At 66.7% G+C, this 26,274-nt stretch carries 24 protein-coding genes; 21 read left to right on the top strand and 3 right to left on the bottom strand.

What is annotated here, in order from left to right:
* Window positions 1-75: 75 nt before the first annotated feature.
* Window positions 76-2,001 carry a PhoX family phosphatase gene (locus OXM58_19910; GenBank protein ID MDE0150630.1) on the top strand — a complete coding sequence of 642 codons (1,926 nt, stop codon included), beginning with the start codon at window positions 76-78 and terminating at the stop codon, window positions 1,999-2,001.
* 81 nt (window positions 2,002-2,082) lie between these two features.
* Here the strand turns inward: OXM58_19910 and OXM58_19905 are convergent, their stop codons facing one another.
* Window positions 2,083-3,396: an aminotransferase class III-fold pyridoxal phosphate-dependent enzyme gene (locus OXM58_19905; protein MDE0150629.1), complete on the bottom strand. Its 1,314-nt coding sequence runs from the start codon at window positions 3,394-3,396 to the stop codon at window positions 2,083-2,085.
* Between the two features lie 279 nt (window positions 3,397-3,675).
* Here OXM58_19905 and ald point away from each other — a divergent pair, with 279 nt between their 5' ends.
* From ald to OXM58_19870, 7 genes are all read left to right on the top strand, one after another.
* Window positions 3,676-4,794: an alanine dehydrogenase gene (ald, locus tag OXM58_19900; GenBank protein ID MDE0150628.1), complete on the top strand. Its 1,119-nt coding sequence runs from the start codon at window positions 3,676-3,678 to the stop codon at window positions 4,792-4,794.
* A gap of 105 nt (window positions 4,795-4,899) precedes the next feature.
* A complete protein-coding gene (locus tag OXM58_19895; GenBank protein MDE0150627.1) occupies window positions 4,900-5,148 on the top strand; it encodes a hypothetical protein in 249 nt (82 codons plus the stop codon).
* A gap of 6 nt (window positions 5,149-5,154) precedes the next feature.
* Complete coding sequence (locus OXM58_19890; GenBank protein MDE0150626.1) at window positions 5,155-5,877, top strand: ABC transporter substrate-binding protein; 723 nt, start codon at window positions 5,155-5,157, stop codon at window positions 5,875-5,877.
* Window positions 5,878-5,963: 86 nt separating this feature from the next.
* Window positions 5,964-6,851, top strand: coding sequence for an ABC transporter ATP-binding protein (locus OXM58_19885; protein MDE0150625.1), 888 nt, complete (start codon window positions 5,964-5,966; stop codon window positions 6,849-6,851).
* A complete protein-coding gene (locus tag OXM58_19880) occupies window positions 6,844-7,710 on the top strand; it encodes an ABC transporter permease subunit (protein MDE0150624.1) in 867 nt (288 codons plus the stop codon). Before OXM58_19885 ends, OXM58_19880 begins: the two co-directional genes overlap by 8 nt.
* Window positions 7,711-7,805: 95 nt before the next feature.
* Window positions 7,806-9,125, top strand: coding sequence for a cytochrome P450 (locus OXM58_19875; protein MDE0150623.1), 1,320 nt, complete (start codon window positions 7,806-7,808; stop codon window positions 9,123-9,125).
* A 164-nt stretch (window positions 9,126-9,289) separates the two neighbouring features.
* The gene (locus OXM58_19870) at window positions 9,290-10,666 is read left to right on the top strand and encodes an aspartate aminotransferase family protein (GenBank protein ID MDE0150622.1); all 1,377 of its coding nucleotides are present in this window, start codon (window positions 9,290-9,292) and stop codon (window positions 10,664-10,666) included.
* A 4-nt stretch (window positions 10,667-10,670) separates the two neighbouring features.
* Here OXM58_19870 and OXM58_19865 read toward each other — a convergent pair whose 3' ends face one another.
* On the bottom strand, window positions 10,671-10,982 hold the full coding sequence (locus tag OXM58_19865) for an NIPSNAP family protein (GenBank protein ID MDE0150621.1): 312 nt from the start codon (window positions 10,980-10,982) through the stop codon (window positions 10,671-10,673).
* Window positions 10,983-11,032: 50 nt separating this feature from the next.
* Between OXM58_19865 and wrbA the strand changes: the two genes are divergently transcribed.
* The 10 genes from wrbA to OXM58_19815 all read left to right on the top strand — a co-directional run bounded on the left by wrbA (window position 11,033) and on the right by OXM58_19815 (window position 20,233).
* On the top strand, window positions 11,033-11,650 hold the full coding sequence (gene wrbA, locus OXM58_19860; protein MDE0150620.1) for an NAD(P)H:quinone oxidoreductase: 618 nt from the start codon (window positions 11,033-11,035) through the stop codon (window positions 11,648-11,650).
* A 77-nt stretch (window positions 11,651-11,727) separates the two neighbouring features.
* Window positions 11,728-12,303: a Uma2 family endonuclease gene (locus tag OXM58_19855; protein MDE0150619.1), complete on the top strand. Its 576-nt coding sequence runs from the start codon at window positions 11,728-11,730 to the stop codon at window positions 12,301-12,303.
* A gap of 93 nt (window positions 12,304-12,396) precedes the next feature.
* Window positions 12,397-13,728: a Rieske 2Fe-2S domain-containing protein gene (locus OXM58_19850; protein ID MDE0150618.1), complete on the top strand. Its 1,332-nt coding sequence runs from the start codon at window positions 12,397-12,399 to the stop codon at window positions 13,726-13,728.
* A gap of 2 nt (window positions 13,729-13,730) precedes the next feature.
* Window positions 13,731-14,288, top strand: coding sequence for an aromatic-ring-hydroxylating dioxygenase subunit beta (locus OXM58_19845; protein MDE0150617.1), 558 nt, complete (start codon window positions 13,731-13,733; stop codon window positions 14,286-14,288).
* 52 nt (window positions 14,289-14,340) lie between these two features.
* Window positions 14,341-14,628: a BrnT family toxin gene (locus OXM58_19840; GenBank protein MDE0150616.1), complete on the top strand. Its 288-nt coding sequence runs from the start codon at window positions 14,341-14,343 to the stop codon at window positions 14,626-14,628.
* Window positions 14,621-14,857 (top strand): BrnA antitoxin family protein, encoded by a 237-nt coding sequence (locus OXM58_19835; protein ID MDE0150615.1) that lies wholly within the window; start codon window positions 14,621-14,623, stop codon window positions 14,855-14,857. Before OXM58_19840 ends, OXM58_19835 begins: the two co-directional genes overlap by 8 nt.
* Window positions 14,858-14,911: 54 nt before the next feature.
* Window positions 14,912-16,309 carry a glycolate oxidase subunit GlcF gene (gene glcF, locus OXM58_19830; GenBank protein MDE0150614.1) on the top strand — a complete coding sequence of 466 codons (1,398 nt, stop codon included), beginning with the start codon at window positions 14,912-14,914 and terminating at the stop codon, window positions 16,307-16,309.
* Between the two features lie 25 nt (window positions 16,310-16,334).
* Window positions 16,335-17,849 (top strand): FAD-binding oxidoreductase, encoded by a 1,515-nt coding sequence (locus OXM58_19825; GenBank protein ID MDE0150613.1) that lies wholly within the window; start codon window positions 16,335-16,337, stop codon window positions 17,847-17,849.
* 22 nt (window positions 17,850-17,871) lie between these two features.
* Window positions 17,872-18,564 carry an aspartate/glutamate racemase family protein gene (locus OXM58_19820; protein ID MDE0150612.1) on the top strand — a complete coding sequence of 231 codons (693 nt, stop codon included), beginning with the start codon at window positions 17,872-17,874 and terminating at the stop codon, window positions 18,562-18,564.
* A gap of 34 nt (window positions 18,565-18,598) precedes the next feature.
* Complete coding sequence (locus OXM58_19815; protein MDE0150611.1) at window positions 18,599-20,233, top strand: acyl-CoA synthetase; 1,635 nt, start codon at window positions 18,599-18,601, stop codon at window positions 20,231-20,233.
* An 88-nt stretch (window positions 20,234-20,321) separates the two neighbouring features.
* Here the strand turns inward: OXM58_19815 and OXM58_19810 are convergent, their stop codons facing one another.
* Entirely contained in the window at window positions 20,322-21,320 is a 999-nt protein-coding gene (locus OXM58_19810) for an alpha/beta fold hydrolase (GenBank protein ID MDE0150610.1), read from the bottom strand.
* Window positions 21,321-21,435: 115 nt separating this feature from the next.
* On the opposite strand from OXM58_19810, the gene OXM58_19805 reads away from it, so the two are divergent.
* Genes OXM58_19805 through OXM58_19795 form a run of 3 tightly spaced genes read left to right on the top strand, consistent with a single transcriptional unit; the run spans window position 21,436 to window position 26,272 of the window.
* Window positions 21,436-22,635 carry a CoA transferase gene (locus tag OXM58_19805; GenBank protein MDE0150609.1) on the top strand — a complete coding sequence of 400 codons (1,200 nt, stop codon included), beginning with the start codon at window positions 21,436-21,438 and terminating at the stop codon, window positions 22,633-22,635.
* Window positions 22,632-25,046 carry a penicillin acylase family protein gene (locus OXM58_19800; GenBank protein MDE0150608.1) on the top strand — a complete coding sequence of 805 codons (2,415 nt, stop codon included), beginning with the start codon at window positions 22,632-22,634 and terminating at the stop codon, window positions 25,044-25,046. The genes OXM58_19805 and OXM58_19800 overlap by 4 nt, the downstream gene beginning before the upstream one ends.
* Complete coding sequence (locus OXM58_19795; GenBank protein MDE0150607.1) at window positions 25,043-26,272, top strand: threonine ammonia-lyase; 1,230 nt, start codon at window positions 25,043-25,045, stop codon at window positions 26,270-26,272. Before OXM58_19800 ends, OXM58_19795 begins: the two co-directional genes overlap by 4 nt.
* Window positions 26,273-26,274 lie beyond the last annotated feature (2 nt).

Genomic DNA, 26,274 nt, shown 5'->3' with positions numbered 1-26,274 from the left:
CGGAACCCGGCTCACCGGGCGATCACCGCCGCCGATGCCGAAATCGGCGCCGAATTTCCGATAACGGGAGAAACCATGTCCGAACGCCATGTCGATACCGGCGCGCCCGCTGCCGACGATACCGAACTTTCCTTCGACGCCTTCGATGAAAGCAACGACCCAAGGCCGGAAGAAACCGGTTTCGACCGGGTGGTCGAAGATGCCGTTTCCCGCCGCGGATTTCTCGGCGGTGCGGTTGCCGTCGGAACCGGTGCCTTTCTGACCGGCACTGCGGCGCTGAACGCAGGCGACGCCCGTGCAGCCGGCAGCCGCCTCGCCTTCAGGCCGGTTGCGGCGGGCATCGGCGACACGGTGCGCGTGCCGGATAGCTACAGCTGGCACGTCGTCGTGCGCTGGGGCGATCCCCTGTGGAGCGAGGGCGAGCCATTCGATCCCGAGACCCGCGGCACGGGCGCGTCGCAGGAACTGGCATTCGGTGACAATACCGACGGCATGGCCCTGTTCCTGGCCGGCGGGCGCAGCATCCTGGCGGTCAACAACGAATATACCAACCGCTCCATCATGTACGGCATGCGCGATTCGATGAAGCCGGAAACCGCAGACGACGTGCGCAAGGGCAAGGCGGCCCACGGCGTCTCCGTCATGGAGGTCGCGCAGGCCGGCGGCAAGTGGCAGGTCGTGAAGGACTCGCCCTACAACCGCCGTATCACTGCCGATACGCAGATGGAGATCACCGGTCCGGCGGCCGGCCACGACCTGCTCAAAACCAAAGCGGACCCGGCCGGGCGGCGTTCGCTCGGCACCTGGAACAATTGCGGCAACGGCCGCACTCCCTGGGGCACCTACCTGACCTGCGAGGAGAATTTCAACGGCTACTTCTCGTCGAGCGACAAGGCGCTGGCGCTTTCGCCCGGCTTCAGGCGCTACGGCATCCGGCACAAGGACTGGGGCTATGCCTGGGCGACGGCCGACGAGCGCTTCGATATCGCGAAACATCCGAACGAGCCGAACCGGGCCGGCTATATCGTCGAGATCGATCCGCTCGATCCGAAATCCACGCCGAAGAAGCGCACGGCCCTGGGCCGTTTCAAGCACGAGAACGCCGAGCTGGTGGTCGCCGCTAACGGCCGGATCGTGGTTTATATGGGCGACGACGAGCGCGGCGAGTATCTCTACCGCTACGTCTCGGACGGCGTGTATGCGGCCGGCGGCAAAAACGGCGACCTGCTCGACCGGGGCACGCTCTATGCCGCGCGCTTCAACGCCGACGGCGCCGGCGAGTGGCTGGCGCTGACGCCGCAGACGACCGGCATGGCGTCCCTCGCCGAAATCTGCATCCACACGCGCATGGCGGCCTCCGCCGTCAGGGCGACGACGATGGACCGCCCGGAATGGGTCGCCGCCAATCCGCACAAGGCAGAAGCCTATTGCGCGCTCACCAACAACAAGAACCGCGGCCGGAAGCCGAACGCCGGCGGCGATCCGACGCCGGTCGGCGGCCCGAATCCGCGCGCGGGCAACAAATACGGCCAGATCGTGCGCTGGCGGCCGGCGAATGGCGACCACACTGCCCGGAAATTCAGCTGGGACCTGTATGTGCTCGCCGGCAACCCGGCGGTGCACAAGGACGACCGCAAGGGCTCGGACAACGTCAATCCCGGCAATTTCTTCAACTCTCCGGACGGCTTGGCCTTCGACAACCGGGGCCTGCTCTGGATCCAGACCGACGGCAACTATTCGAACGCGAAGGACTTCGCCGGGATGGGCAACAACCAGATGCTGATCGGCGATCCGGAGACGGGCGAGATCAGGCGCTTCCTGGTCGGGCCGAAGGAGTGCGAGGTTACGGGTCTTGCCTTCAGCGGCGACCGCCGGACCGTCTTCGTCGGCATCCAGCATCCCGGCGAGCGGGGCAACAGCCATTGGCCGGGCGGCGGCGATTCGGTGCCGCGCTCCGCCGTTATTGCGATTAACCGCGACGACGGCGGAGTGATCGGCTGAAACACGGCCGAACTGTCGCGAAAAAAGGAAAGGCGGCCCCGCTGGCCGCCTTCCTTTACGTCTGTCGCATCACTGCGCTGTTCAGGAATACTCCAGCAGCGTGCGGCGCAGGATGTCCATCATCTCGTCGATATCGTCTTTCGTCGAGATAAACGGCGGCGCGATAATGCCGGCGTCGCCGGTGAACTTGACGTGCAGCCCGTTCCAGAACAGGCGTTTCTGCACCTGCGGCCCCAGGGCCCCGGGCTTCGCGCCCGGTTTCAGGTCGAAGCCGGCGATCAGGCCGTAGCCGCGCACGTCGGTGACGATGTCCATCTCCTCCAGGGCGTAGACCGCGTCCTGGAAATGGTCGATCAGCGCGGCGCCCTGCTCGAACAGCCCGCCGTCCCGGTAGAGCGTCTGGGTCGCGATGCCGGCGGCGCAGGCGGCGGGATGGGCGGAATAGGTGTAGCCGTGGAAGAACTCGATGGCGCCGTCCGGCGACGCATCGACCACCGTGTCGTAGATATCGTCCTTGACCGCAACGGCGCCCATCGGCTGGCAGCCGTTGGTGAGCGCCTTTGCCATCGTCATGATGTCCGGCGTCACGCCGAAGGCCTCGGCCGCAAACGGCGGCCCGAGCCGGCCGAAGCCCGTGATGACCTCGTCGAACACCAGCAGAATGCCGTTGGCGTCGCAGATCTCGCGCAGCCGCTCCAGGTATCCCTTCGGCGGCACGAGCACGCCCGTCGACCCGGCGACCGGCTCGACGAAACAGGCGGCGATCGTGTAGCCGCCATAGGTATCGCAGAAGCGCTGCAGGTCGTTGGCGAGGTCTTCGCCGTTCTCCGCCTGGCCGCGGGTGAACCGGTCCTCCGGCCGCCAGGTGTGCCGCATGTTCACGACATAGGGCATGCAGACAGAGAAGATGTCCCGGTTCTTGACCATGCCGGACAGCGACACGCCGCCCATGTTGACGCCGTGATAGGCGCGCTCGCGCGAGACGAAACGCTGGCGCCGGTGGTCGCCGCGGGCGCCGTGATACGCCATGCAGATTTTCAGCGCTGTATCGATCGACTCCGAGCCCGAATTGGTGAAAAAGACGTGGTTGATCGGCTCCGGCGTAATCGCCGAGACCATCCTGGCGAGCTGAAACGAGCCCGAATGGCCGAGATTGAACGGCGCGGTGTAGTCGTTCTTCAGCAGCTGTTCGTGGACGGCGTCGGCGATCTCGCGCCGGCCGTGGCCGGCCGGCACGCAGAACAGGCCGGACGAACCGTCGAGCACCGTGCCGCCACGGTGATCGACCAGGCGGATACCGCTGCTCTTCTCCACCAGCCGCGGTTCTTCCTTGAACTCGCGGTTCGGCGTGAACGGCATCCAGTGTTCTTCGAGCGAATTCGCCGTGAAATCCATATCCAAACCCTCCAGCGGGGAAATTTCCAGCCGCTTCCGGCGGCCCCGAAAACACATCACCCGCTGCCCCCGGCATTTGCAGGCGGCGCGGATCGCTGTCGAGAGCCTATAGAGACATATCGATGAACCTCGGAAAAGACCAAAATCCCCTCGAAAGCCATCAGCGATTTTGCGCATCGCGAGTATGTTATTAGGAAGTCGCCGCGGTTCGGGGTTATCGACCGGGGTGAGGGGAATGCATCGATTTTGCCGGGGACGGCCGCTGCGGAGCGAAGTGACATGCTGATTGGCGTTCCGAAGGAAACGAAGATTCACGAATACCGGGTCGGGTTGATTCCGGGCAATGTCCGCGAACTCGTCGCGCACGGTCATCAGGCCGTCGTCGAGAGCGGGGCCGGTGCGGCAATCGGCATGACCGATGCGCACTATGAGGAGGCCGGCGCGTCGATCGTGTCTTCGGCCGCCGCGGTCTTCGCCGAAGCCGAAATGATCGTGAAGGTGAAGGAACCGCTGGCGCCGGAACGCGCGATGCTGCGGGCCGGGCAGATCCTGTTCACCTATCTGCATCTTGCGCCCGATCCCGAGCAGACCGACGATCTGATCGAGAGCGGCGCGACCTGCATCGCCTATGAGACCGTGACGTCGCCGTCCGGCGGCCTGCCGTTGCTCGCACCGATGTCGGAAGTCGCAGGGCGCATGGCGGTCCAGGCGGGCGCCTATTACCTGGAGAAGACCCATCACGGCCTGGGTATCCTTCTCGGCGGTGTGCCGGGCGTCGATCCGGGCAAGGTCGTGGTGATCGGCGGCGGCGTCGTCGGGACCCACGCCATCCACATCGCCCTTGGCATGGGCGCCGACGTTTGGGTGCTGGACCGTAACGTCGACCAACTGCGGCGGCTCTGGCGCCAATTCGGCCGGCCGCTGAACACCGTATTCTCGACCCGTGACGCCATCGAGCGGCACTGCATGGCGGCGGACCTGGTGATCGGCGGCGTGCTGGTGCCAGGCGCTGCGGCGCCGAAACTGGTGTCCGCCGAGCTCGTAAGTCGGATGAAGCCCGGTTCGGTCGTCGTCGATGTCGCGATCGACCAGGGCGGCTGTTTCGAGACATCCAGGCCGACGACCCATGACGACCCGGTCTATGTCGTGGACGACGTGGTGCACTATTGCGTCGCCAACATGCCGGGCGGCGTCCCGCGCACCTCGGCCCAAGCGTTGAACAACGCCACGCTGCCCTATACGCTGGCCATCGCCGACAAGGGCTGGCGCCAGGCACTGGCCGACGATCCGCACCTGATGAATGGGTTGAACGTCCATGCCGGCAGCATTACCCATGCTGCAGTCGCCGAAAGTCTCGGCTACGAATTTCGCGATCCGGAGGAAGCGATCGCGCACTAACCAGCCGGAAGCGAAACCGGGCGGGGGGCTTCCCGAGACCCGGAACAATTGGGACAGGACACCGCGAGGGTGTTCGGGACTTCACCATCTAGGAAGGGTAACACCATGAAACTTCTCCACAACCTCGCTCTGGGCGCAGCGGTGCTGGCCGTCGCGGCTCCTGCCGCGCACGCCCAGCTCAAGGAAATCACCGTGGCTTATTTCCAGGAATGGCCGACGGCCAATCAGGTCGCCCAGCTGGACAAAACCTACGACAAGGAAATGGGCGTGAAGGTCAACTGGCGCGCCTTCGGCAACGGCAACGAAATGTCCGCCGCCATGGCGTCCGGCAAAGTCCAGATCGCCTACAGCTAGGGCCTCGTGCCGTTCGTGGTCGCGGTCTCGAAGGGCCTGAAGCTGAAACTGATCGGCGTCGCCGTGTCCTATGCCGAGGCCGACAATTGCGTGGTCAGCAAGGCTTCGGGCATTACCAAGGCCAATGCCAAGCAACTCGAGGGCAAGAAGGTCGGCACGCCGATCGGCAACGTGACCCACTACAAGCTGCTACGCATGCTGGACCATCTCGGCGTCGACGCCACGAAGGTGAACATGGTGCAGATGAACGGCGCCGATGCTGCCGTCGCGTTCGCCCGCGGCGACATCGTCATGGGCTGTGCCTTCGGCGGCCCGATGCTGCGCATGAAGGAACGGGGCGAATACCTGATGACGGCGAAGGAGCAGGAAGCCATCGGCATCCGCGTTTTCGACGTGATCTCGGCCAACGAGGACTTCATCAAGAAGCACCCGAAACTGGTCCAGAAATTCATGGACGTGACGGACGCCGCCAACGGCGCATACGGCAAGGACCCGAAAGCGGCACTGCCGAAGATCGCCAAGGCTGCCGGCATGGACAACGATGCGACGGCCAACATGATCCGGATGTTCTCTTTCCCGTCCAACAAGGCGCAGGCCTCGGCGGCCTGGATGGGCGGCACCGTCCAGAAATTCATGAAGGAAGTCGCCGATTTCTTCGTGCAGCAGAAACAGCTGGAAAAGGCGCTCGCCAGCTATAGCGGCACGGTCGACGCCAGTTTCCTGAAATAACCGCTCAGCGGGCGCGGTCCTTCGGGACCGCGCCTTTTTCTTTACTCCCGCATCGCTCCGGTGCGGCGAGGACAGAGGGAGAGGCCATGAAAGCGCTCTCGATCCAGGACGTTTCGATGGTCTTTACGGTTCCCGGCGGCGACCCGGTGCGCGCGCTCGACCATGTGTCGCTCGACCTTCAGCCCGGGGAACTGATGTCGGTACTTGGACCGTCCGGTTGCGGCAAGACGACCCTGCTTAACATCATCGCCGGATTTCTTTCGCCCACGGCGGGCCGGGTCGTCCTGCAGGACCCGCAGCCCGATGGCGCGGCCTCGGTCGTCACCGGGCCGGGCGCGGACCGCGGTATGATCGCCGATGCCGACGCTTCGGTTGTCACGGGTCCGGGCGCAGAACGCGGCATGGTCTTTCAGCAGGGCGCCCTGTTCGAGTGGCTGACCGTCGAAAAGAACATCGCCTTCGGTCCGAAAATGGCGGGCAAAGCGTCCGCCGATATAAGAGTTACGGTCGAGCATCTGCTTGAGACGGTCGGCCTCCAGGACTTTGCCAAAAAGCCGGTCTACCAACTCTCCGGCGGGATGCAGCAACGCGTGGCGCTGGCCCGCTGCCTGGCGAACGATCCGGAAGTCATTCTTATGGACGAGCCGCTGGGCGCGCTCGATGCGCTGACGCGCGAAAAAATGCAAGGTCTTGTGCTCCAGCTCTGGGACGAGACCCGGAAGACGATCATCCTGATCACCCATTCGGTGGAAGAAGCCCTTTTCCTGGGCGAGCGTCTGATCGTGATGGCGCCGCGGCCGGGACGGATCGAACGGGAGTACCGCCTGCCGTTCGCCAAGCGGGGACTGAACGAAAGTCCGCGGGACATCAAGGCCTCGCCGGACTTTATCGAAAAACGCGAAGAGATCCTTTCCATGATCTGGGAAATGGAAGAGGAGATCATGGGACGCGGAGAGGGAGTGGGCCATGGCTAACAACAATCAGCCGTCGCGCTGGATGATCTGGTTGGGTCTGGCCGACAACAGCTTCACCCGGCAGAAAACCGTCAAGTTCGGCGACGCATCGGCAGTCAATTCCGGGCGCGGTTATGGCATTATCTCGGTTCTTGCCTTCATAGTCCTCTGGTGGTTGGCGACTGTCGGAGACTGGATCAATCCGATCTACTGGCCGGGGCTCGACGCCGTGTTCGAGCGCGTCGGGAAACTGGCGAACGAGGGTTTCCGCAACGTCGCTCTGTGGGACCATATCTGGATCAGCGTCTACCGGGTGCTGTCGGGCGTCGTGTACGGCGCCGTGATCGGCATTCCGCTCGGCTTTGCCATGGGGCTCTGGTCCGTCGCCAAAGGGATTTTCGATCCGATCGTCGAGTTCATCCGTCCCATCCCGCCGCTGGCGCTGATTCCGCTCATCATCCTGTGGTTCGGCATTGACGAATTCGCCAAGATCTTCCTGCTGGCACTGGCCTCGCTGTTCATCATGATCATCGCGGCCCGCGCCGGCGTGAGCAGCGTGCGCGTGTCCAAGGTCCACGCGGCCTATTCCCTGGGTGCGACCAAGTTCCAGGTGCTGACCCGGGTGGTCCTGCCGAACGCGCTTCCGGAAATCTTCACCGGCCTGCGCACGGCTATGGGCGTCTGCTGGGGCACCGTGGTGGCGGCGGAACTGGTCGCAGCCGACCGGGGCATCGGCTCGATGATCATGATCGCCAAGAATTTCCTGAATACGGATATCGTGGTGATCGGCATCGTCATCATCGGTCTGATCGGCTTTGCCATCGAAATCCTGATGCGGATACTCGAACGCCGGCTCATTCCCTGGCGCGGGAAAGGGTAGGCCGAGGCGGCGTCCTGCAAAAAGGAGCAGCGGAAACGGCATCGCCGGGCCGGCAAAACGGCTCCGGCTGATTGCGCAACTGCTGAAGGTGTAAAATGGAAGACAAGCCGGCATTCGGCATGTTCCAGTCCGATCCGGAGGAAGACACCGTACCGGCGGGCGCTGTGTGCCCGGTTACGGCAGCCGGCGAGGCGTTCCTGCCGTTTTCGGACGAATATATCGACAATCCCTACAAGTTCTTCGCCGAGATGCGGGAGGCGGAGCCGGTCTTCTACTGTCCGGAAATGAAATGCTGGGTCGTGATGAAATATGCTGACTGCGTCGGCGTGTTCCGCGATCCGGAGACATTCTCGCCGGCCGTGGCCCGGCATCCGGTGCGCTCGCTCTGCCCGGCGGCGGCCGAGGTGCGCGACCGGCTCGACATCGGGATCGAGCCGTCCCTGGTCGACGAGGAGATCGAGACGCACCGGGCGCACCGCAAGATCTTCGGCGACGCCTTCACGCCCAAGCGGGTGAACGAGGTCGAACCGCGGGTGCGCGAGATCGTAACCCGCTACATCGACCGGTTTGTCGACGACGGCGAGGCCGAACTGGTCGGCCAGATGCTGTACGAGATTCCGGCCCTGGCGATCTTCATCTTCCTCGGGGCGCCGGACGACAAGGCCGTCATGGTCAAGGAGCTCGGCTCCAGGCGCGCCATCGTCAACTGGGGCTTTCCCAGCGACGAGGAACAGGTCGAAATGATGGCCGATATGGGCGCGTCGTGGGATTTCACGGTCGAACTCGTCGATAACGCCCTGAAGAACCCGGGCGACAACTATCTCGGCGACATGGTGCGCCTGTATCGCGAAGACCCGTCGCGCTTCTCGGTCAACTATCTGCGCAACGTCATGTTCCTGATGCAGTTTGCCGGGCACGAGACGACGACCCAGGCGTCGGCCAACGGCCTCAAGAAGCTGCTCAGCGACAGGGAGCCCTGGAAGCGGCTGGTCGCCGATCCCTCTCTGATTCCGAACGCCGTCGAGGAAATCCTGCGCTACGACAGTTCGATCTTCGCCTGGCGGCGGATCGCGACGAAAGACACGGCAATTGCCGGGATGCCGATCCCGAAGGGCGGCAAGGTGCTGATCCTGATGGGCTCCGGCAACCGCGATCCCGAGGTATTCGAGGATCCGGAGACGTTTGATCCGTCGCGCCGGAATGCCCGGCGCCATCTGGGCCTTGGGCACGGCGCGCATTTCTGCATGGGCGCGCCGCTCGCCCGCATGGAGATGAAGGTGATCCTGGAAGAGCTGGTTCGCCGCCTGCCGCATATGCGGCTGAAACCCGATCAGCAATTCAGCTATATCCGGACCCTGTCCTTCCGCGGCGTCCAGAGCCTCGAAGTCGAATGGGACGCGAGCGCCAATCCGTAGGCCGGGCAGTTGCAACGGGCGTATCGACGGCGCGGCGGCATCCGGGCTACAAACCGCCCCCGTAGACATTCAGAACGCGAGGCGAAGGCCGTACACGAGGCGAGGACCGCTGCACCGGAGCGGCGCGCCTGCGGCCGACCATGCCAGGCAGGGGGCCTGATCCGATGCTGGACATCCCGAGTTCGAACTTCCTGAAAGAGAACAACGCCAAACAGGTCTGGCACCCGATGGCCCATCCCAACGAGATGGAGGCCGTCCCGCCGCGGATCATCGTTTCGGGAGAAGGCGTGCGAATCACGGACCTCGACGGCGCCACGGTGGTCGACGCGGTCGCCGGCCTGTGGAACGTCAATCTCGGCTATTCCTGCGAGCCGATAAAGCAGGCGGTCGCCGACCAGCTGGCGCGCCTGCCCTACTATGCCGGCTTCCGCGGCACGACCCATCCCGGCATCATCGAACTGGGTTACCGGCTGGCGGAAATCCTGGCGCCGGAAGACATGCGCCGGTCGATGTTCACCTCGGGCGGCTCGGATTCGGTCGAATCGGCGCTGCGGATCGCCCGGCAGTACTGGAAGGTGCAGGGGAAGCCCGACCGGACCAAGTTCCTGTCCCTCAAGAAAGGCTATCACGGCACCCATTTCGGCGGCGCGTCGGTCAACGGCAACAGCCAGTTCCGCCGGGCCTACGAGCCGCTGATGCCGGGCTGCTTCCACGCTCCGGCGCCATTCGCCTATCGCAATCCCTTCGACGAGACCGATCCCGAGCGCCTGGCCGACCTGTGCCTGGCCGCGCTGGAGGACGAGATAAAGTTCCAGGACCCGGAGACCGTCGCGGCCTTCATCGCCGAACCGGTGCAGGGCGCCGGCGGCGTGATCGTCCCGCCGCCGGGCTACTGGCCGAAGCTGCGCGAACTGCTCGACCGCTACGGCATCCTGCTGATCGCCGACGAGGTGGTCACCGCCTTCGGGCGCACCGGCAACTGGTTCGGCAGCCGCGGCTGGGGCGTGAAGCCAGACATGATGTGCATCGCGAAGGCGATCACCTCCGGCTATTTCCCGCTCGGCGCCTGCGTGGTGAACGCCCGGATCGAGGAGGCGTTCCGGAACAACAAGGACATGCTGGGCGCCATCTTCCACGGCTACACCTATGCCGGCCATCCGGTCGGCTGCGCCGCGGCGCTCGCCTGCCTGGACGAGACCTTCAAGCTGGACCTGCCGGGCAATTCCCAAGGCGAGGGCGATTACCTGCTGGCCCGGCTGCGCGACCTGCAGGCGAAGCACGAAACCGTGGGCAACGTGCGCGGCAAGGGACTGATGCTGGCGCTGGAATTCGTCAGCGACCGGGAGTCGAAGACTCCGGCCGGACTGAAGTATGTCGGCGAGGTTGCAAATCTGGCCTACGAGAACGGCGCCCTGGTCCGGGTGGCCGGAAATGTCATGATCCTGTCGCCGCCGCTGGTCATCGAGCGGGCGGATTCCGACGCCATCGTCGACGCCATCGAGGCCGGGTTGAGCCTCAACAGGCTGGATCCGGCAGCCTGAGCCGTCACGCCGGCAGGAGAAGGCGGCTTTCCTCGCTCTGGATCAGCGGCGCGGCCTCGCGCAGGAAATCGATCCAGCCGGGCGCTTCGAGCAGGGCGGCGCGGCGGGTGTCGCGCGCGGCGTGGTCGGGGTATTCCCACAGCAGGATCACCTGGTTCATCGGGCCGAACTCGGTGCGGTACAGGCCAAGCAGCCCGCCCTGGATCGGCTCCTGGATCGGCAGGCCCTTCTCCCGGTAGAGCGCGACGAAGGCGGCGGCCTTGCCGACATGGGCGGTGTAGATGCGCATTTCGATAATCGTGGCGTTCGCCGGCATGACGTGCTCCCGGTTTCCTTCCGTCGCGTGCTGGGGCATAGACTAGCGCCATGAGCGGCCCCCGCATCCTGGTTTTGTTTCATTCCACCGGCGGCGCGACCTGGAAGATGGCGCAGGCCGTGGCCGAAGGCGCGGCGGCGGCCCGCGCGGCCGTGACGCTGAAACAGGTGCCGGAGATTGCCGAAGCGCCGGCGATCCAGGGCCCGGATTATAGGGAGAAGCGGGCGGCCTTCGCCGACGTGCCGGTCGCCGAACCGGCGGACCTGCTGGCCTGCGACGGGCTGGCGCTCGGCACGCCGGTGCATTTCGGCTCGATGAGCGCGGCGTTGCGGGTCTTCCTCGACCAAACGGGAAAAATGTGGTTCGACGGCGCGCTGATCGGCAAGCCGGCGACCGTTTTCGCCGGGGCCGGCTCCGGCGGCGGACGGGAAAGCGCGATCCTCTCCCTGTGGGCGCTGCTCGGCACCCACGGCATGACCATCGTGCCGCTCGGCCTGCGCGCCGCCGAGGTCATGGACCTGTCCACGGTCCACGGCGGCAGCCCGCTCGGCGCCGGCACGGTAACCCGCGGCGCCGGCGACCGGCCGAGCCCGGCAGAACTGGCAATGGCCCGCGTTCAGGGTGCGGCGCTCGCCGAAACCGCTGCGGCGCTGGCGAGGGGCGGTTGAAGGATCGCTGCGGCGGCCTTACCGTTCCCGGGCTGCCATGCTAGTTTCGATGGCTCGCTTGCCGGGAGACCCTTGCGATGGCCCGATCCCAGGCCGCCCTCGAACGATCCGAACGCCGCGCGACCTACCAGGACGTGCTGGAAGCGCCGGCGCACATGGTCGCCGAGGTCGTCGAAGGGGCGCTCTACACCCATCCGCGACCGGCGATGCCGCATGCGCTGGCGTCCTCTGCATTGGGGGCCAAAATCGGCGATCCTTTCAACTTCGGGAAAGGCGGCCCCGGCGGCTGGTGGATCATCGACGAACCGGAGTTGCATCTCGGCGAGGACATCTTGGTGCCCGACCTCGCCGGCTGGCGGCGCGAGCGGATGCCGGACTTTCCCGAAACGGCCTTCGTCACCCTGGCCCCGGACTGGGTCTGCGAGGTGCTCTCGCGTTCGACGCGCGATCTCGACCGCCACGGCAAGCGCCCGGTCTACGCCCGCGAAGGCGTCGGCTATCTCTGGTTCATCGATCCCGAAGCGCGTGACCTGGAGGCTTTCGAACTCCGCGATGGCGATTGGGTCCTGATCGCCACGGCGCGCAACGACGACCCGGTCTCGATCCCGCCCTTCGACGCGATCAGCTTCCCGCTGGAAGCCCTCTGGCCGTAAGACCGGGCGGGAAACGAGGTCTTTGCGCTTGCCGGACCCTTTCGCGTCCGGCATCTTCATTGCCGGACCGCGACACGGCGAAGGAGGGATGCTGTGCGCAACGGCGATCGCGATATTTCCCGGCTGGTCGAGCCCGACCGGGTCCACCGGCTGTGCTACACCGATCCGGACATCTTCGAGCAGGAGATGGAACGGATCCACGAATCCTTGTGGGTCTATGTCGGCCACAAGAGCCAGGTGAAGGCGCCCGGCGACTACTACACCGCGCAAATCGGCCGCCAGCCGATGATCATGGTGCGCGGCAAGGACGGCGAAATCCGCGTCTTCTACAACCGCTGCCCGCACCGCGGCGCCATGCTGTGCTCGGACCGCAGCGGCAATGCCGGGCATCGCTTCCGCTGCTCCTATCACGCCTGGATGTACAATTTCGACGGCACCATCGCCAGCATCCCGGCGACCAGCGGCTACGACGGCACGCGGATGAACCTCGCCGAGGGCGATGCCGGGCTCAAGCCGGCGGCGCGGGTCGACGAATACCGCGGCTTCTACTTCGCCTCCCTGTCGCCCGACGGGCCGGACCTCGAGACCTTTCTCGGCGGCGCGACGCTGACCTTCGACCAGCTGGTCGACCGGGCGCCGGACGGCGATGTCGAGGTGGTCGGCGACTGTTTCCGCATGATCCAGAAGTCGAACTGGAAGATCTTCCTGGAAAACCAACTCGACGTCTCGCACCCCTCGGCGACCCACGAATCGACCGGCGTCGCGGCCGGCCAGGTCGAGCGCGAGATGGAAAAGCGCGACGGCCGCAAGGCGCCGCTCAGCTACAGCTTCATCTCCGCCTTCAAGACGCCGATCGAGGACTGGGTCAAGTTTGACACGGTCGGCCATCCCTACGGCCACTGCTTCCTCGCCGGCTATATGGGCCTGCGCCCGCAGGACCCGGACACGGTGGAATACGAGACCCTGCTCAAGAAAGCCCACGGCGAGGAGAAGGGTGAGGCCATCCTCTCGACCGACCTGCACCATGTCCTGGTCTATCCCAGCCTGTCGGTGCAGCCGCCGCTCCAGCAGCTGCGCGCGATCCGGCCGCTCGGCGTCGACCGCACGCTGACGGAAATCTGGCATTTCCGGCTCAAGGGCGCGCCGGAAGCGATCTACCGCCGGGCGCTCGACTACTACTATCTGGTCAACTCGCCCTCGACGATGGTGAATGCCGACGACCTGCACAATTTCTGGAAATGCCATCAGGGGCTGTCGACCGAGGGCGGCGACTGGGTCAGCCTGCACCGCAACTACGGCTCGGACAGCGAGCGCGATGGCGTGCTCTACAGCGCCCCCGGCACGATGAGCGAGATGCCGCTGCGCCACATGATGCAGGCCTGGGCCGGCTATATGGGCGCCGGCAACGGGGCAGGGGGCCGCTAGGGATGCCGGACGCCGATGCGAGAGCCGCCGCGGGGGCCGCCGCCCCGCTGACCGCCGCGCAGGTCGATGCCGACACCCAGCGCGCCGTCGAGGCCTTCCTTTACCGCCAGGCGGAAATCCTGGACGACGGCCGGTGGGACGACTGGCTCGCCCTGTTTACGCCGGACGGCCGCTACTGGATGCCGGCCCGCGCCGACCAGGCGCAGGGCGACGGCGTGCCCAACATCTTCTGGGAAGACCTCGACCTGATGCGGGTGCGCATCCGGCGCAACACCCATCCCCACGCCTGGTCCCAGAGTCCGCCCAACCGGCTGAGCCATGTCGTCTCGAACGTCGTGATCGAGAGCGTGGCGGCGAACGGCGACCTGACGGTGCGCTCGAAATTCCATTGCTCGGAATATCTGCGCTACGAGGTTCGCCATTTCGCCGGCAAGTACCGCCACGAACTTGTGCGGGGCGCGGACGGAGAAGGGGAGGGCGCCTACCGCATCCGCCTCCAGCGCGTCGACCTCCTCAACGCCGAAGGTCCGTTCGACTATGTGATCCAGTGGTGGCTGTAGGAGTTGACAACCCAATAAATTCACTACATTTGTATATACGATAAAAATATTGATGTATCGCTTCGAGTGGGATGAAACCAAGAATGTCGCCAATCGGCACAAGCACGGCATCGGTTTCGAGGAAGCTGCGGAAGTCTTCGACGGACCGGTCCTTACTCGCATCGACAACCGGGCAAACGGCGAGATGCGCGAGATCAGCTTTGGCTTTCTCGGAAGCGGAATTGTTGCTGTTGTTGTCCATACCGACCGCGATGGCGTCATCCGGATAATCAGCGCCCGAAAGGCTACTGGACAGGAAAGGATTCGTTTCCGTGCCTATCTCGAAAAAGCGCTTGGCTGAAATAGCGGCGATTCCCGACGCGGAAATCGACACGTCGGACATTCCGGAAATGGATGAAGAGTTTTTTGCGACTGCCCGACTGGTCATGCCGCCAGGTGCTTCGAAGAAAGCGGTATCGCTTCGTGTGGACGAGGACGTGTTCGACTGGTTCAAGGCGCAGGGCAAAGGACATCTGAGCCGGATGAATGCCGTTTTGCGTGCCTACATGCTCGCCAATCGGGGCGGATAAGGCGCACGATTCTGTCGCCCGTGGCAGTTCGGGCGGTAACCCACGCCCCCGCCCATGAAAACCGCCTTCACCGCTGACCAGCTTGCCGAGCCGGAGATTGCCGCGGCGGACGGCATTTTGCGGGTCTGCGTGCATTACGGCTTCTGTACGGCGGTGTGCCCGACCTATGTGCTGACGCGGGACGAGAACGAGGCGCCGCGCGGGCGCATCGACCTGACCCGCGCCATGCTGGAGAAGGGCGGCCGGCCCGATGCGAAGACGGTCCGGCATATCGATTCGTGCCTGTCCTGCAACGCCTGCATGACGACCTGCGCCGTCGACGTCGACTATCTCCATCTCGCCGACATCGCCCGCGCCTATATCGAGGAGAACTACCGGCGGCCGCTCGCCGACCGGCTGCTGCGCCGGCTGGTTGCCCGCACTGTCACCGACCCGGCGCGCTTCGCCCGCATGACCCGGCTTGCAAGGCTCGCCCGGCCGGTTCGGGCGCTGCTGCCGGGCCGCCTGCGCACCCTGGTCGGACTCGCGCCGGCTGCCCTGCCGCGGGCGCAGGATCTTGCCGGCGTCCATCCGGCCGAAGGCGCGCGCCGGATGCGGGTCGCGCTGCTGCAGGGCTGCGTCCAGCAGGCCCTGGCGCCGGAGATCAACGCGGCGACGGTCCGGCTGCTGACCCGCCATGGCGTCAAGGTCGTCGTGCCGCCGGAGGCCGGTTGCTGCGGCGCCTTCACCCTGCATATGGGCAAGGCGGACATGGCGCGCGGGGCGGCGGCGCGGACCGTCGACGCCTGGCACGCCGAACTGGAGGCCGGCGGGCTGGACGCCGTGGTCGTCAACGCCTCGGGCTGCGGGACGGTGGTCAAGGACTACGCCCGGCTGTTCGCCGGCGATCCGATGCGCCGGGAACGGGCTGCCTCCGTAGCCGCCCTCGCCCGGGACGTGACTGAACTGCTGGCGCCGGACGATCTGTGCTTGCCGGAAACCGTGGTGCCGCTCGCCGTCGCGTATCACGACGCCTGCTCGCTCCAGCACGCCCAGAAGATTCGCAGCCGGCCGCGCGCCCTGCTGCGCGCCGCCGGCTTCGATGTGCGCGACGTGCCGGAAGGCCATTTCTGCTGCGGCTCGGCCGGCGCCTACAACATGCTCCAGCCGGAGATGGCGGAGGCCCTGGGGCGGCGAAAGGCGGGCCATATCGAGAGCACCGGCGCGGCGGCGGTTGCGGCGGGCAATCTCGGCTGCCTCGCCCAGCTCGGCCGCTTCACCGGCCTGCCGATGCTCCACACCGCCGAACTGCTCGACTGGGCGACCGGCGGGCCGCTGCCGGAAGCACTGCGCGGCACCCCGCTGCCGGAACCGGTCGCCCGGAAGCAGGCGGCGGCCCCGACCGAAACGCAGGGCACACCGCCGCCCCCGGATGCGTCTTCGGGCGGTTCTCCCGGCACCGCCATCTGGTAGAGTGAGGCTGCGGGAGGAGAACACGATGAGCATGGACGCCTTTCTGAACGACGCTGCGGGCGGCCTCGGCGCGGAGCATGTCAACACCGCGGAAGAGACGCTCGTCCGCTACGGCGAGAATACCATGCCGGGCGGCGACCGGCGGCCGGCCGCGGTGCTCTATCCCGGCTCGACCGACGAGGTCGCGGCGCTGGTGCGGCTCGCCAACCTGCACAAGGTAGCGCTGTTCCCGACCTCGACCGGCAACAATATGGGCCTCGGTACACGCTCGGCGCCGGCCGCGGGCATGGCGGTGCTCGATCTCGGCCGGCGCATGAACCGGATCCTCGAGATCGACGACAGGCTGGGCTTCGCCGCCGTCGAGCCCGGCGTCAGCTTCCAGATGCTGGCCGACGAACTGAAGCGGCGCGGCGGCCAGTGGATGAACTCCACAACCTCGGGCCCGCCCCAGGGCGGCATGATCGGCAACGCCCTCGACAAGGGTGCCGGCTACGGCCCCTATTTCGACCATTTCGGCTTCAGCTGCGGCATGGAGGTGGTGCTCGGCACCGGCGACGTCATCCGCACCGGCGACGGCTCGATCGAAGCCGATAATCTGGTCAACTGGCACGTCTCGAAATATTCCTTCGGCCCGATCCTGGACGGGCTGTTCGCGCAATCGAACTACGGCATCGTCACCCGGCTCGGCGTCTGGCTGCTGCCGCGGCCGCCGGCGATCCGCTCCTTCCATTTCGCCTTCCCGGACGATAGCGACCTCGAGGAAATCGTCGAACTGTGCCGGCCGCTCAAGATGTCGAACTTCGTGCCGACCCTGTTCCGCGTCGCCAACGACCTGTACCTGATCGGCAGCGAGGTCCCGAGTCCGGCCTATGCGGCGTCCGGCGGCAAAGCGTCGATAAGCGACGAGGCGCGCAAGGCGCTGCAAAGCGAGCACGGGCTGGGCGCCTGGACCGTCTCCGGCGCCTTCTACGGCCCGTCGATGGACGCGATGGAGCCGCAGATCGGGCGAGTCGTCGACCATTTCTGCGCCTCCGGCAAGGCGACCTACATCCCCCACGAAGCAGCGCTGGAGAAGCCGTCGCTGGCCTGCGCCGTCGCTTCCTTCTCCGGCGAGCCGACGCTGACCGAGCTCGGCCTGCTGAAATGGCGGCCGGGCGGCGGCAACGCCTGGTTCACGCCGGGCACGCCGATGGACGGCAAGACCGCCAACGAATTCCAGAAGCTGGGCCGCGCCATCTACGAGGCCAATGGGCTCGACTATCAGGTCATGAACGTGGCCGGCCCACGCTTCGCCCGCGGCCTGCACGTCATTTCCTTCAATCGGGAGGACCCGGACGAGTGCGCGCGGGCCGACGCGGCCTACCGGGCGCTCGCCGACGCCTTCTACGCCCGCGGCGTCGCGGTCGGCCGGGCGCCGGTCGACTGGCAGGATTTCCACATGGACAAGCTGATGCCGTCCTTCCGCGACGCCTGCGCCGCGATCAAGCGCGCGCTCGACCCCAACGGCGTCATCGCGCCGGGCCGCTACGGCATCTATTGAGGACTTTTGAGGCAGGGCACCCATGCATATCGGACTGATCGGCGGCATCGGACCGGCCGCGACGGAATTCTACTACCGGCACCTGGTGCGGCGCCACGAAGCGGCGGGCCAGCCCATGGAGCTCACTATCGTCCACGCCCATGTGCACACGCTGGCGGCCAACGCGATTGCCGGCAGGGCCGAAGCGCAGGCCCGGGAGTACGCGGCGCTGACGGCGCGGTTGAAGGGGGCCGGCGCCGAGGCGGTGGCGATCACCTCGATCGGCGGGCATTTCTGTTTCGACGAATTCGAACCGGTCTCGCCGCTGCCGGTGCTCAACGTGGCGCCGGCGATCGCGGCCGGACTGCGCGCGCGCGGTATCCGGAAGATCGGCCTGATCGGCACGGCGGTCGCGATGACCAGCGGCATCTACGGCGCCTTGTCCGATATCGGGACGGTGATCCCGGAAGGCGACGATCTGCAGACGACCAACGACGTCTACATCGCACTGGCCAGGGCCGGCGCGGTCAGCGAAGAGGGACGCGCGACCCTGTTCCGGATCGGCCGCGACCTCGTCGAGCGCCAAGGTGCCGAAGCGGTCCTGCTGGCCGGCACCGACCTGTTCGTCGCGTTCGACGGCCGCGATCCCGGCTATCCGACCATCGACGGCGCGCTCCTCCACGTCGACGCCATCGCCCGCGCCTCGATGTTTGGGCTTGCGGCCTATCCGGGCTAAGTTCGCGGCAGCAGTTTGCCTCAGGGAGGATCGGATGAGCGCAGCCGGCAGGAACCCGTTCGAGACCGATCTCGACAAGAACCCGGCCAATTATATGCCGATGCATCCGAGCCGGTTCCTGGAGCGGGCGGTGGAAACCTATCCCGGCCGGACCGCGATGATCCATGGCGCGCGGCGCTTCACCTATGCCGAGCAGCACGAGCGCTCGGTCAGGCTGGCGAGCGCGCTGGCGAAGCGCGGGATCGGCGTCGGCGATACGGTGGCGTTGATGGGCGCGAACACGCCGGAGAGCCTGGAGGCGCATTTCGGCGTGCCGATGATCGGCGCCGTGCTCAATCCGCTCAACATCCGGCTCGATGCGGCGATCATCGCCTTCATTCTCGATCATGGCGGCGCGAAAGTGCTGCTGACCGACACCGAATTTGCGCCGACAATCGAGGCCGCCCTCGGGCTGGCCAAGGTCAGGCCGCTGGTGATCGATATCGACGACAGCGAGGGGCCCGGCGGCAAACGGCTGGGCGATCTGGACTACGAAGCGCTGATCGCGGAAGGCGACCCGGATTTCGACTGGCCCGGCATCGAGGACGAATGGCAGGCCATCGCGCTGTCCTACACCTCCGGCACCACGGGCGACCCGAAGGGCGTCGTCTTCCACGCCCGCGGCGTCTACATGGAGGCGCTCGGCAACGCGGTGACCTGGGCGATACCGCACCGGCCGGTCTATCTGTGGACCCTGCCGATGTTCCACGCCGCCGGCTGGTGCTTCCCGTGGAGCGTCGCGATCATGGGCGGCACCCATGTCGGCCTGCGCAAGGTCGAGGCGCGGGCGATCTTCCAATCCATCGCCGACAACGGCGTCACCCATATGTGCGGCGCGCCGATCGTGCTCTCCACCCTGATCAACGCGCCTGAGGAGGACCGGGTGCCGTTCGATCAGTCCGTCAAGGTGTACACCGCGGGTTCTGCGCCGGCGCCCGCGGTCCTCGAAGGCATCGCGAAGCTGGGCTTCGACGTGACTCATGTCTATGGCCTTACCGAGGCGTTCGGGCCGAGCGCCCACTGCGCCTGGCAGGAGGACTGGGAGGGCCTTGCCGCCGGCGCGCTGGCCGAGCGGCAGGCGCGCCAGGGCGTCGCCTATCCGACCATGGACGGCGGCATGATCGTGGCGGACCCGGAAACCCTGGAGCCGGTGCCGCGCGACGGGAAGACGATGGGCGAGATCCTCCATCGCGGCAACTCGATCATGAAAGGCTATCTCAAGAACCCGAAGGCGACCGAGGCCGCGTTCAGGGGCGGCTGGTTCCATACCGGCGACCTCGCGGTCTGGCATCCCGACGGCTATGTTCAGATCCGCGACCGTTCCAAGGACATCATCATTTCCGGCGGCGAGAACATCTCCTCCATCGAGGTCGAGGCGGCGCTCTACGCCCATCCCGACATCGCCGAGGCCGCGGTGGTCGCCAAGCCGCACGAGAAATGGGAGGAGACGCCCTGCGCCTTCGTCGGGCTGCGCCCCGGCGCGACGCTGACCGAGGCGGAGGTCATCGAATGGTGCCGCGGCCGGCTGGCGCACTACAAGTGCCCGACCGCCGTCGTGTTCGGCGAACTGCCCAAGACCTCGACCGGCAAGATCCAGAAGTTCAGATTGCGCGAACAGGCGGCGGGGTGAGCCCGGACGCCAGCGCGGAGTCGACTTCCGAGGACGTAGGGGAGGGTTTCAAACCCTCCCCTACAGAATTCGGCCAGTCCTGAAACGCCTACGGCGCGCAGGCGTCGAGCAGGGCGACGATATGCCGGTCGTGCCAGGTCTCCCGGCTGCCCCGGCCGTGGAAGCCGACATGGCCGCCGCTGTCGTGCAGGCAGGGGATCAGGGCCGGCGCGTCCGCCCAGCGGAACCGCTCGTAGGGTTCGGGCGCAATCCAGGGATCGTCGCGCGCGTGGACGATCAGCGTCGGGACGCGGACCGCCGGCATGAAGCGCGTCGCCGAGCATTCGGCATAGTAGCGCTCCGCCGTGCCGAACCCGTAGCGCGGGGCGATGTAGCCGGCATCGTAGTCGCGGATCGTTCGGGCGCAGCGCACCGGTTCGCGCCAGCGCTCGGGCAGGCCGCCCCGCGCCCGGAGCGCGTCCATCTTCATCCGATCGAGCAGGTAGCGCTTGTAGAGCCAGTTGCGCGGGCGGTGGAACCGGCCGCAGGCCGCGGAAAGATCGATCGGTACCGAAACCGCGGCCGCCGCGCAAAGCGATGCGGCCCGGCCTTCCTCGCCAAGGTATTTGAGCAGCATGCTGCCGCCCAACGAATAGCCGACCGCCGCCAGGCCTTTGCGGGCGAACCGGTCAGGGATCTGCCGCAGCACCGCCCGGAAGTCCGCCGTGCGGCCGGCGTGATATTGCTCGTGGCACAGGCCCACGGTCGGGCCGGCGCCGCGCAGGTTGAGGCGGAGGGCCGGATAGCCGGCCTGCAAGAGGGCGCGGGCGCTGGCCCGGACATGGATGCTGTCCTCGCAGCCGGTCAGGCCGTGGATCAGGATGACCAGCGGGCGGTCCGCCGCGTCGTGCGGGACCGCCAGCGTGCCGGTGAGGACATCGCCGGAGCCGTCCGGCATCTCGAAGCGCAGGGTCTCCTCCGGCCAGGGCGACAGGTCGATGCGCTGGAGGACCAGCACGTTGCGCAGGGTCTGCAGGTCGCCGCCCCACCAGGGCGGCCGGGGCCGGAAATTGGCGATTGTGCGTACGGCGGTTGCAGAGCCATCCATGCCGCCTATATGGCACGGCTGCCGCCCGAGTCGAATGCCCGGGTTGACCGGTGCGCGGCGCCGGCTGCCGCCGAAGGGCATGGCGGCCGCTCCCGCTTCGCGTTATGGGAAGCCCATGACGGTACCCCAGGAAAATGACTCCCGGCCCGAAGCTGTGGGTCCTCTTGCCGGCCCGCTCGCCGGCGTCACGGTGATCGACCTGACCCGCGCGCTCGCCGGGCCCTACGGCACCATGCTGCTCGGCGAGCTCGGCGCGCGGATCGTCAAGGTCGAGCCGCCGGGCGGCGACCCGGCGCGCGAGATCGGGCCGCATGTCGCCGGCCGGAGCGCCTATTTCATGTCGCTCAACCGGGGCAAGGAATCGATCGTCCTCGATCTCAAGGATGCCGCCGACCGCCGGGTCTTCGAGGCGATGGTCCGGCGCGCCGACGTGCTCTACGAGAACTACCGCGCCGGCACGATGGAGAAGCTGAGTTACGGCTGGGACGCCCTGAAGGGCCTGAACCCGCGCCTGGTCTACGCCGCGACCAGCGGCTTCGGCCAGACCGGACCCTACCGCCACCGCCCGGCCTACGACATGGTGGTCCAGGCCATGGGCGGCATCATGAGCATCACCGGCCATCCCGGCGGCCCGCCGACCCGGGTCGGCGCCTCGATCGGCGATATCGCGGCCGGCCTGTTCACGGCGCTCGGCGTCGTCTCCGCCCTGCAGCACCGCGACCGGACCGGCGAAGGCATCATGGTCGACGTCGCCATGCTCGACAGCCAGGTCGCCCTGCTGGAGAACGCCGTCGCGCGCTACAGCGCGACCGGCGTCGCGCCCGGTCCGCTCGGTGCGCGGCACCCGTCGGTCGCTCCGTTCGACGCCTACCGCACGGCCGATGGCCACATCGTCGTCGCCGCCGGCCACGAAGACAGGTTCCGGCGCTTCTCCGAGACGGTCGGGCAGCCGCACTGGCCCGACGATCCGCGCTTCACGACCCTGGCCGACCGGCTGGACAATGTCGATGCGTTGAAGACGGAGATCGAGGCCGCTCTCGCAATCGGGACAACCGCGCACTGGCAGGCCCTGCTGGAAGCGGCGGACATCCCCTGCGGGCCGATCAACGCCGTGCCGGACCTGTTCGAAAATGCGCATATCGCGGAACGCAACATGATTGTATCGGTCGACGATCCGGACGCCGGCAGCATGCGGCTCGCCGGCCTGCCGATCAAGATGTCGGCCTACGCGGACCGGCCGGCCCGGCGGCCGGCGCCGCGGCTGAACGAGCATGGCGACCGGTTGCGGGCTGAATTCGACGAGGCTTCCCGATGATCCGTCTGTTTCTGCGCTGGACGCTGCGGATTGCGCTGACGCTGGCCGTCGTGCTGGCGGTTGCCGGCGTCGTCATGTTTTTCTGGTTCCGCACTTCGCTGCCCCGGCTGGACGGTTCGGTGACGGTTGCCGGGATCGAGAAGCCGGTCAGCATCGTGCGCGACGGGCGGGGCATCCCGTATATCTACGCCGAAACCGAAAGCGACGCCTGGTTCGCCCTCGGCTATGTCCATGCCCAGGACCGGCTGTTCCAGATGGAAATGCAGCGCCGCGCCGGGCAGGGGCGGCTGGCGGAAATCATTGGCCCGCCCGGCCTCAGGGCCGACCGGCTTTTCCGCACCCTCGGCCTCTATCGCCGGGCGCAGGACAGTGTGAAACATCTAACGCCCGGCCAGTTGAAAACGCTTGAGGCCTATGCCGCCGGGGTGAACCAGTGGATGAAGACCCGCAAGGGCACGCTGCCGCCGGAATTCAACCTGACCGGCCTGGAATTCGAGCCCTGGAAACCGGCCGACACGCTGGTCTGGGGCAAGCTGATGGCGGTGCGCCTCTCGACCGACTGGCGAGGCGAACTGTTGCGTGCCCGGATCATGCAGAAAGCCGGCAAGGATGCGATCCCGGTGCTCTTCCCGCCCTATCCGGGCGATGCGCCGGTGACGGTCGGGCCGCAGAGGGAAGGCTTGCTGAAGGGCGTGGACTTCGGCGCCCTGTTCGCCGCTTTGCCGTCGGACCTGCACCGCGGCGGCGCCTCCAATGTCTGGGCGCTGCGGCCGGAGCGGACGACCACCGGCGCGGCAATCCTGGCGAGCGATCCGCATCTCGGCATGAACGCGCCGGTGCTCTGGTATCTCGCCCATATCAGCGCGCCGGGCCTGAAGCTGAGCGGTGCCACGGTGCCCGGCGGGCCGCTGCTCATCATGGGCCATAACGGCCATATCGCGTGGGGCGTCACGACCACCTACATCGACACCGACGACGTCATCCTCGAGAAGCTCGATCCGTCCGATCCGAACCGCTACATGGCCGACGGCGATTCCGTGCCGTTCGATATCCGCACGGAGACCGTCAAGGTCCGCTTCAGCGCGGACGTCACGCTCACGATTCGCGAGTCGCGCAACGGACCCGCGCTGGATTTCGACGAAGAGTTGGCGGAATTCGGCCGGAAGAACGGGCGCGTCGCCGTTCTGCGGGCGCCCTGGCTGAGCCGCGCCGACACCAGCGCCGCTGCCTTCGCCGGGATTAACAAGGCGAAGAACTGGACGGAATTCAGAAAAGCCCTGCGCCTGTTCATCGGCCCCGTGCAGAACTTCGTCTATGCCGACACGGCCGGCAACATCGGCTATCTGGTGCCCGGCGCGATCCCGGTGCGCAAGCGGCCCGACGCCGGATATCTGCCCCAGGACGGCGCGGACCCGGAAACCGCGCTCGTTGGGTACATTCCCTACGATTCGCTCCCGCAGAGCCTCAACCCGCCGGACGGCGTGCTGATCAACGCCAACAACCGGATCGCCGGCAGCGACTATCCCTATTTCCTGTCGCAAAGCTGGGGCGACCATTATCGCGCCACGCGGATCGCGCAGATGCTGGCGGCGAAAGAGCGCTTCACGCCGGACGAGGTCGCCCGGATGCAGGCCGACCATGTTTCGCTCGCTGCGCGCGCTACCCTGCCGCTCCTGCTGAAAATCGAACCCGCCGACGACCGGCAGCGGCGTGTGCTGGAGATGTTGAAGGCGTGGGACGGCGCCATGGCGCTGACCCGGCCGGAGCCGCTGATCTACACCGCGTGGGTCCGGGAGTTGAACCGCCGCCTCTACGCCGACGAGCTGGGCGAGGTGGCCAAGCGCTACGTTTCCAACCGGCCGGACGTGGTCACCGGCATCCTGACGAAGCACCACAAATGGTGCGACGATGTCGGGACGGACGCGATCGAGGACTGCCCCGCAATTCTCCGGGCGAGTCTCGCGGCTGCGCTCGACTTCCTGTCCGACCGGCTGGGCGACGATCCGCTGGTCTGGCGCTGGGGCGATCTGCACTACGCCGAAATGCGCCATCAGGCGTTCGGCCCCATTCCGCTGCTCGGCCGCCTGACCACGATCCGGATCGCCGCCAACGGCTCGCGCTTCACGGTGACCAAGGCGCCGGTCAATTTCCGGTCCGGTAATTCCTACGCAACGCGGCAGGGGCCGGGCTTCCGCGGCGTCTACGACTTTTCCGATCTTTCGGAGTCGCGCTTCACGATCAGCAGCGGCCAGTCCGGCAATCCCTATTCCGAATACTACGACAACCTGGTGCAGGAATGGCGCGACGTGCGCCACTGGCGCCTGGCGCCGGACGAGGCCACGGCACGGCAGAACGCCGCCGGCGTGCTGGAACTCAAGCCGCGACCGGACGCGACGGAGAACAGGCAATGACCGTTACCGCGCACGACATCCGCGAGGCGGCCGGGCTCCTGGACGGCCAGATCGTACGCACGCCGACGCTGCATTCCCGAACTCTGTCGGAGATCGCGGGATGCGGGATCTGGCTGAAATTCGAGAACCTGCAATATACGGCGTCGTTCAAGGACCGCGGCGCCTATGTGAAACTCGCGTCGCTCGACGAGGGCGCGCGCAAGGCCGGCGTCATTGCCGCCTCGGCGGGCAACCATGCCCAGGGCGTCGCCTACCACGCACGGCGTCTGGGCATTCCGGCGACTATCGTGATGCCGGCGCAGACGCCGTTCAACAAGGTGCGGCAGACCGAACATTTCGGCGCCAGGATCGTCCTGCATGGCGCCGATCTCGCCGAGAGCTACGACCACGCGCTGGAGATCGCGCCGCGCGAAGGTCTGACCGTCGTCCATCCCTACGACGACCCGAAGATCATTGCAGGGCAGGGAACGGCGGCGCTCGAGATGCTGGAGGACGCGCCGGACCTTGACACGCTTGTCGTGCCGATCGGCGGCGGCGGCCTGATTGGCGGCATGGCGCTGATCGCGTCCGAAATGAAGCCCGGCATCGAACTGTTCGGCGCGGAGGCGGCGCTCTATCCGGCGATGAAACAGTGTCTGGCCGGCGAGGAAATCCGGACCGGCGGCACCACGATTGCCGAAGGCATCGCCGTCAAGCGGCCCGGAGAGATCACTCGCGAAATCGTTCGCCGGCACGTCTCCGAAATTCTGCTGGTCGATGAGCCGGCGCTGGAAGGCGCCGTTCTGATGCTGCTCGAAATCGAAAAGTCGGTGGTCGAGGGCGCCGGCGCGGCCGCGCTGGCCGCCGTCCTCCAGAACCGGGACCGCTTCGCCGGCCGCACTGTCGGCGTCGTCGTCTCCGGCGGCAACATCGATTCGCGCGTGCTCTCCGCCATCCTGATGCGCGGCCTTGTGCGCGATGGACGGCTGGTCCGCCTGCGCATCGACATCCAGGACCAGCCCGGCGTGCTCGGGTCGGTCGCCCGCCTGATCGGCGAGGCCGGCGGCAATATCGTCGAGGTCTATCACCAGCGCCTGTTCCATAACGTGCCGCTGAAACAGGCCGAACTCGACATCGTCGTCGAAACCCGCGACGCGGACCATGTCGATGCGATTCTGAAGTCGCTGTGCGAGGCCGGCCACCCCGCCACCATGCTCAGCAGTGCCACCGGCGCCAAGGTCGATTGACG

The sequence above is a fragment of the Rhodospirillaceae bacterium genome, assembly GCA_028819475.1.
Taxonomy (GTDB): Bacteria; Pseudomonadota; Alphaproteobacteria; order Bin65; family Bin65; genus Bin65.
The sequence above is the reverse complement of the archived record's forward strand: the minus strand, read 5'-3'. Positions and strand labels throughout refer to the sequence as shown.

Bases quoted from the DNA above. Each gene is read 5' to 3' on its own strand.
- OXM58_19910 (MDE0150630.1), top strand. From the start codon at position 76: ATGTCCGAACGCCATGTCGATACCGGCGCGCCCGCTGCCGACGATACC.
- OXM58_19905 (MDE0150629.1), bottom strand. From the start codon at position 3,396: ATGGATTTCACGGCGAATTCGCTCGAAGAACACTGGATGCCGTTCACG.
- ald (MDE0150628.1), top strand. From the start codon at position 3,676: ATGCTGATTGGCGTTCCGAAGGAAACGAAGATTCACGAATACCGGGTC.
- OXM58_19895 (MDE0150627.1), top strand. From the start codon at position 4,900: ATGAAACTTCTCCACAACCTCGCTCTGGGCGCAGCGGTGCTGGCCGTC.
- OXM58_19885 (MDE0150625.1), top strand. From the start codon at position 5,964: ATGAAAGCGCTCTCGATCCAGGACGTTTCGATGGTCTTTACGGTTCCC.
- OXM58_19880 (MDE0150624.1), top strand. From the start codon at position 6,844: ATGGCTAACAACAATCAGCCGTCGCGCTGGATGATCTGGTTGGGTCTG.
- OXM58_19875 (MDE0150623.1), top strand. From the start codon at position 7,806: ATGGAAGACAAGCCGGCATTCGGCATGTTCCAGTCCGATCCGGAGGAA.
- OXM58_19870 (MDE0150622.1), top strand. From the start codon at position 9,290: ATGCTGGACATCCCGAGTTCGAACTTCCTGAAAGAGAACAACGCCAAA.
- OXM58_19865 (MDE0150621.1), bottom strand. From the start codon at position 10,982: ATGCCGGCGAACGCCACGATTATCGAAATGCGCATCTACACCGCCCAT.
- wrbA (MDE0150620.1), top strand. From the start codon at position 11,033: ATGAGCGGCCCCCGCATCCTGGTTTTGTTTCATTCCACCGGCGGCGCG.
- OXM58_19855 (MDE0150619.1), top strand. From the start codon at position 11,728: ATGGCCCGATCCCAGGCCGCCCTCGAACGATCCGAACGCCGCGCGACC.
- OXM58_19845 (MDE0150617.1), top strand. From the start codon at position 13,731: ATGCCGGACGCCGATGCGAGAGCCGCCGCGGGGGCCGCCGCCCCGCTG.
- OXM58_19840 (MDE0150616.1), top strand. From the start codon at position 14,341: ATGTATCGCTTCGAGTGGGATGAAACCAAGAATGTCGCCAATCGGCAC.
- glcF (MDE0150614.1), top strand. From the start codon at position 14,912: ATGAAAACCGCCTTCACCGCTGACCAGCTTGCCGAGCCGGAGATTGCC.
- OXM58_19825 (MDE0150613.1), top strand. From the start codon at position 16,335: ATGAGCATGGACGCCTTTCTGAACGACGCTGCGGGCGGCCTCGGCGCG.
- OXM58_19820 (MDE0150612.1), top strand. From the start codon at position 17,872: ATGCATATCGGACTGATCGGCGGCATCGGACCGGCCGCGACGGAATTC.
- OXM58_19815 (MDE0150611.1), top strand. From the start codon at position 18,599: ATGAGCGCAGCCGGCAGGAACCCGTTCGAGACCGATCTCGACAAGAAC.
- OXM58_19810 (MDE0150610.1), bottom strand. From the start codon at position 21,320: ATGGATGGCTCTGCAACCGCCGTACGCACAATCGCCAATTTCCGGCCC.
- OXM58_19805 (MDE0150609.1), top strand. From the start codon at position 21,436: ATGACGGTACCCCAGGAAAATGACTCCCGGCCCGAAGCTGTGGGTCCT.
- OXM58_19800 (MDE0150608.1), top strand. From the start codon at position 22,632: ATGATCCGTCTGTTTCTGCGCTGGACGCTGCGGATTGCGCTGACGCTG.
- OXM58_19795 (MDE0150607.1), top strand. From the start codon at position 25,043: ATGACCGTTACCGCGCACGACATCCGCGAGGCGGCCGGGCTCCTGGAC.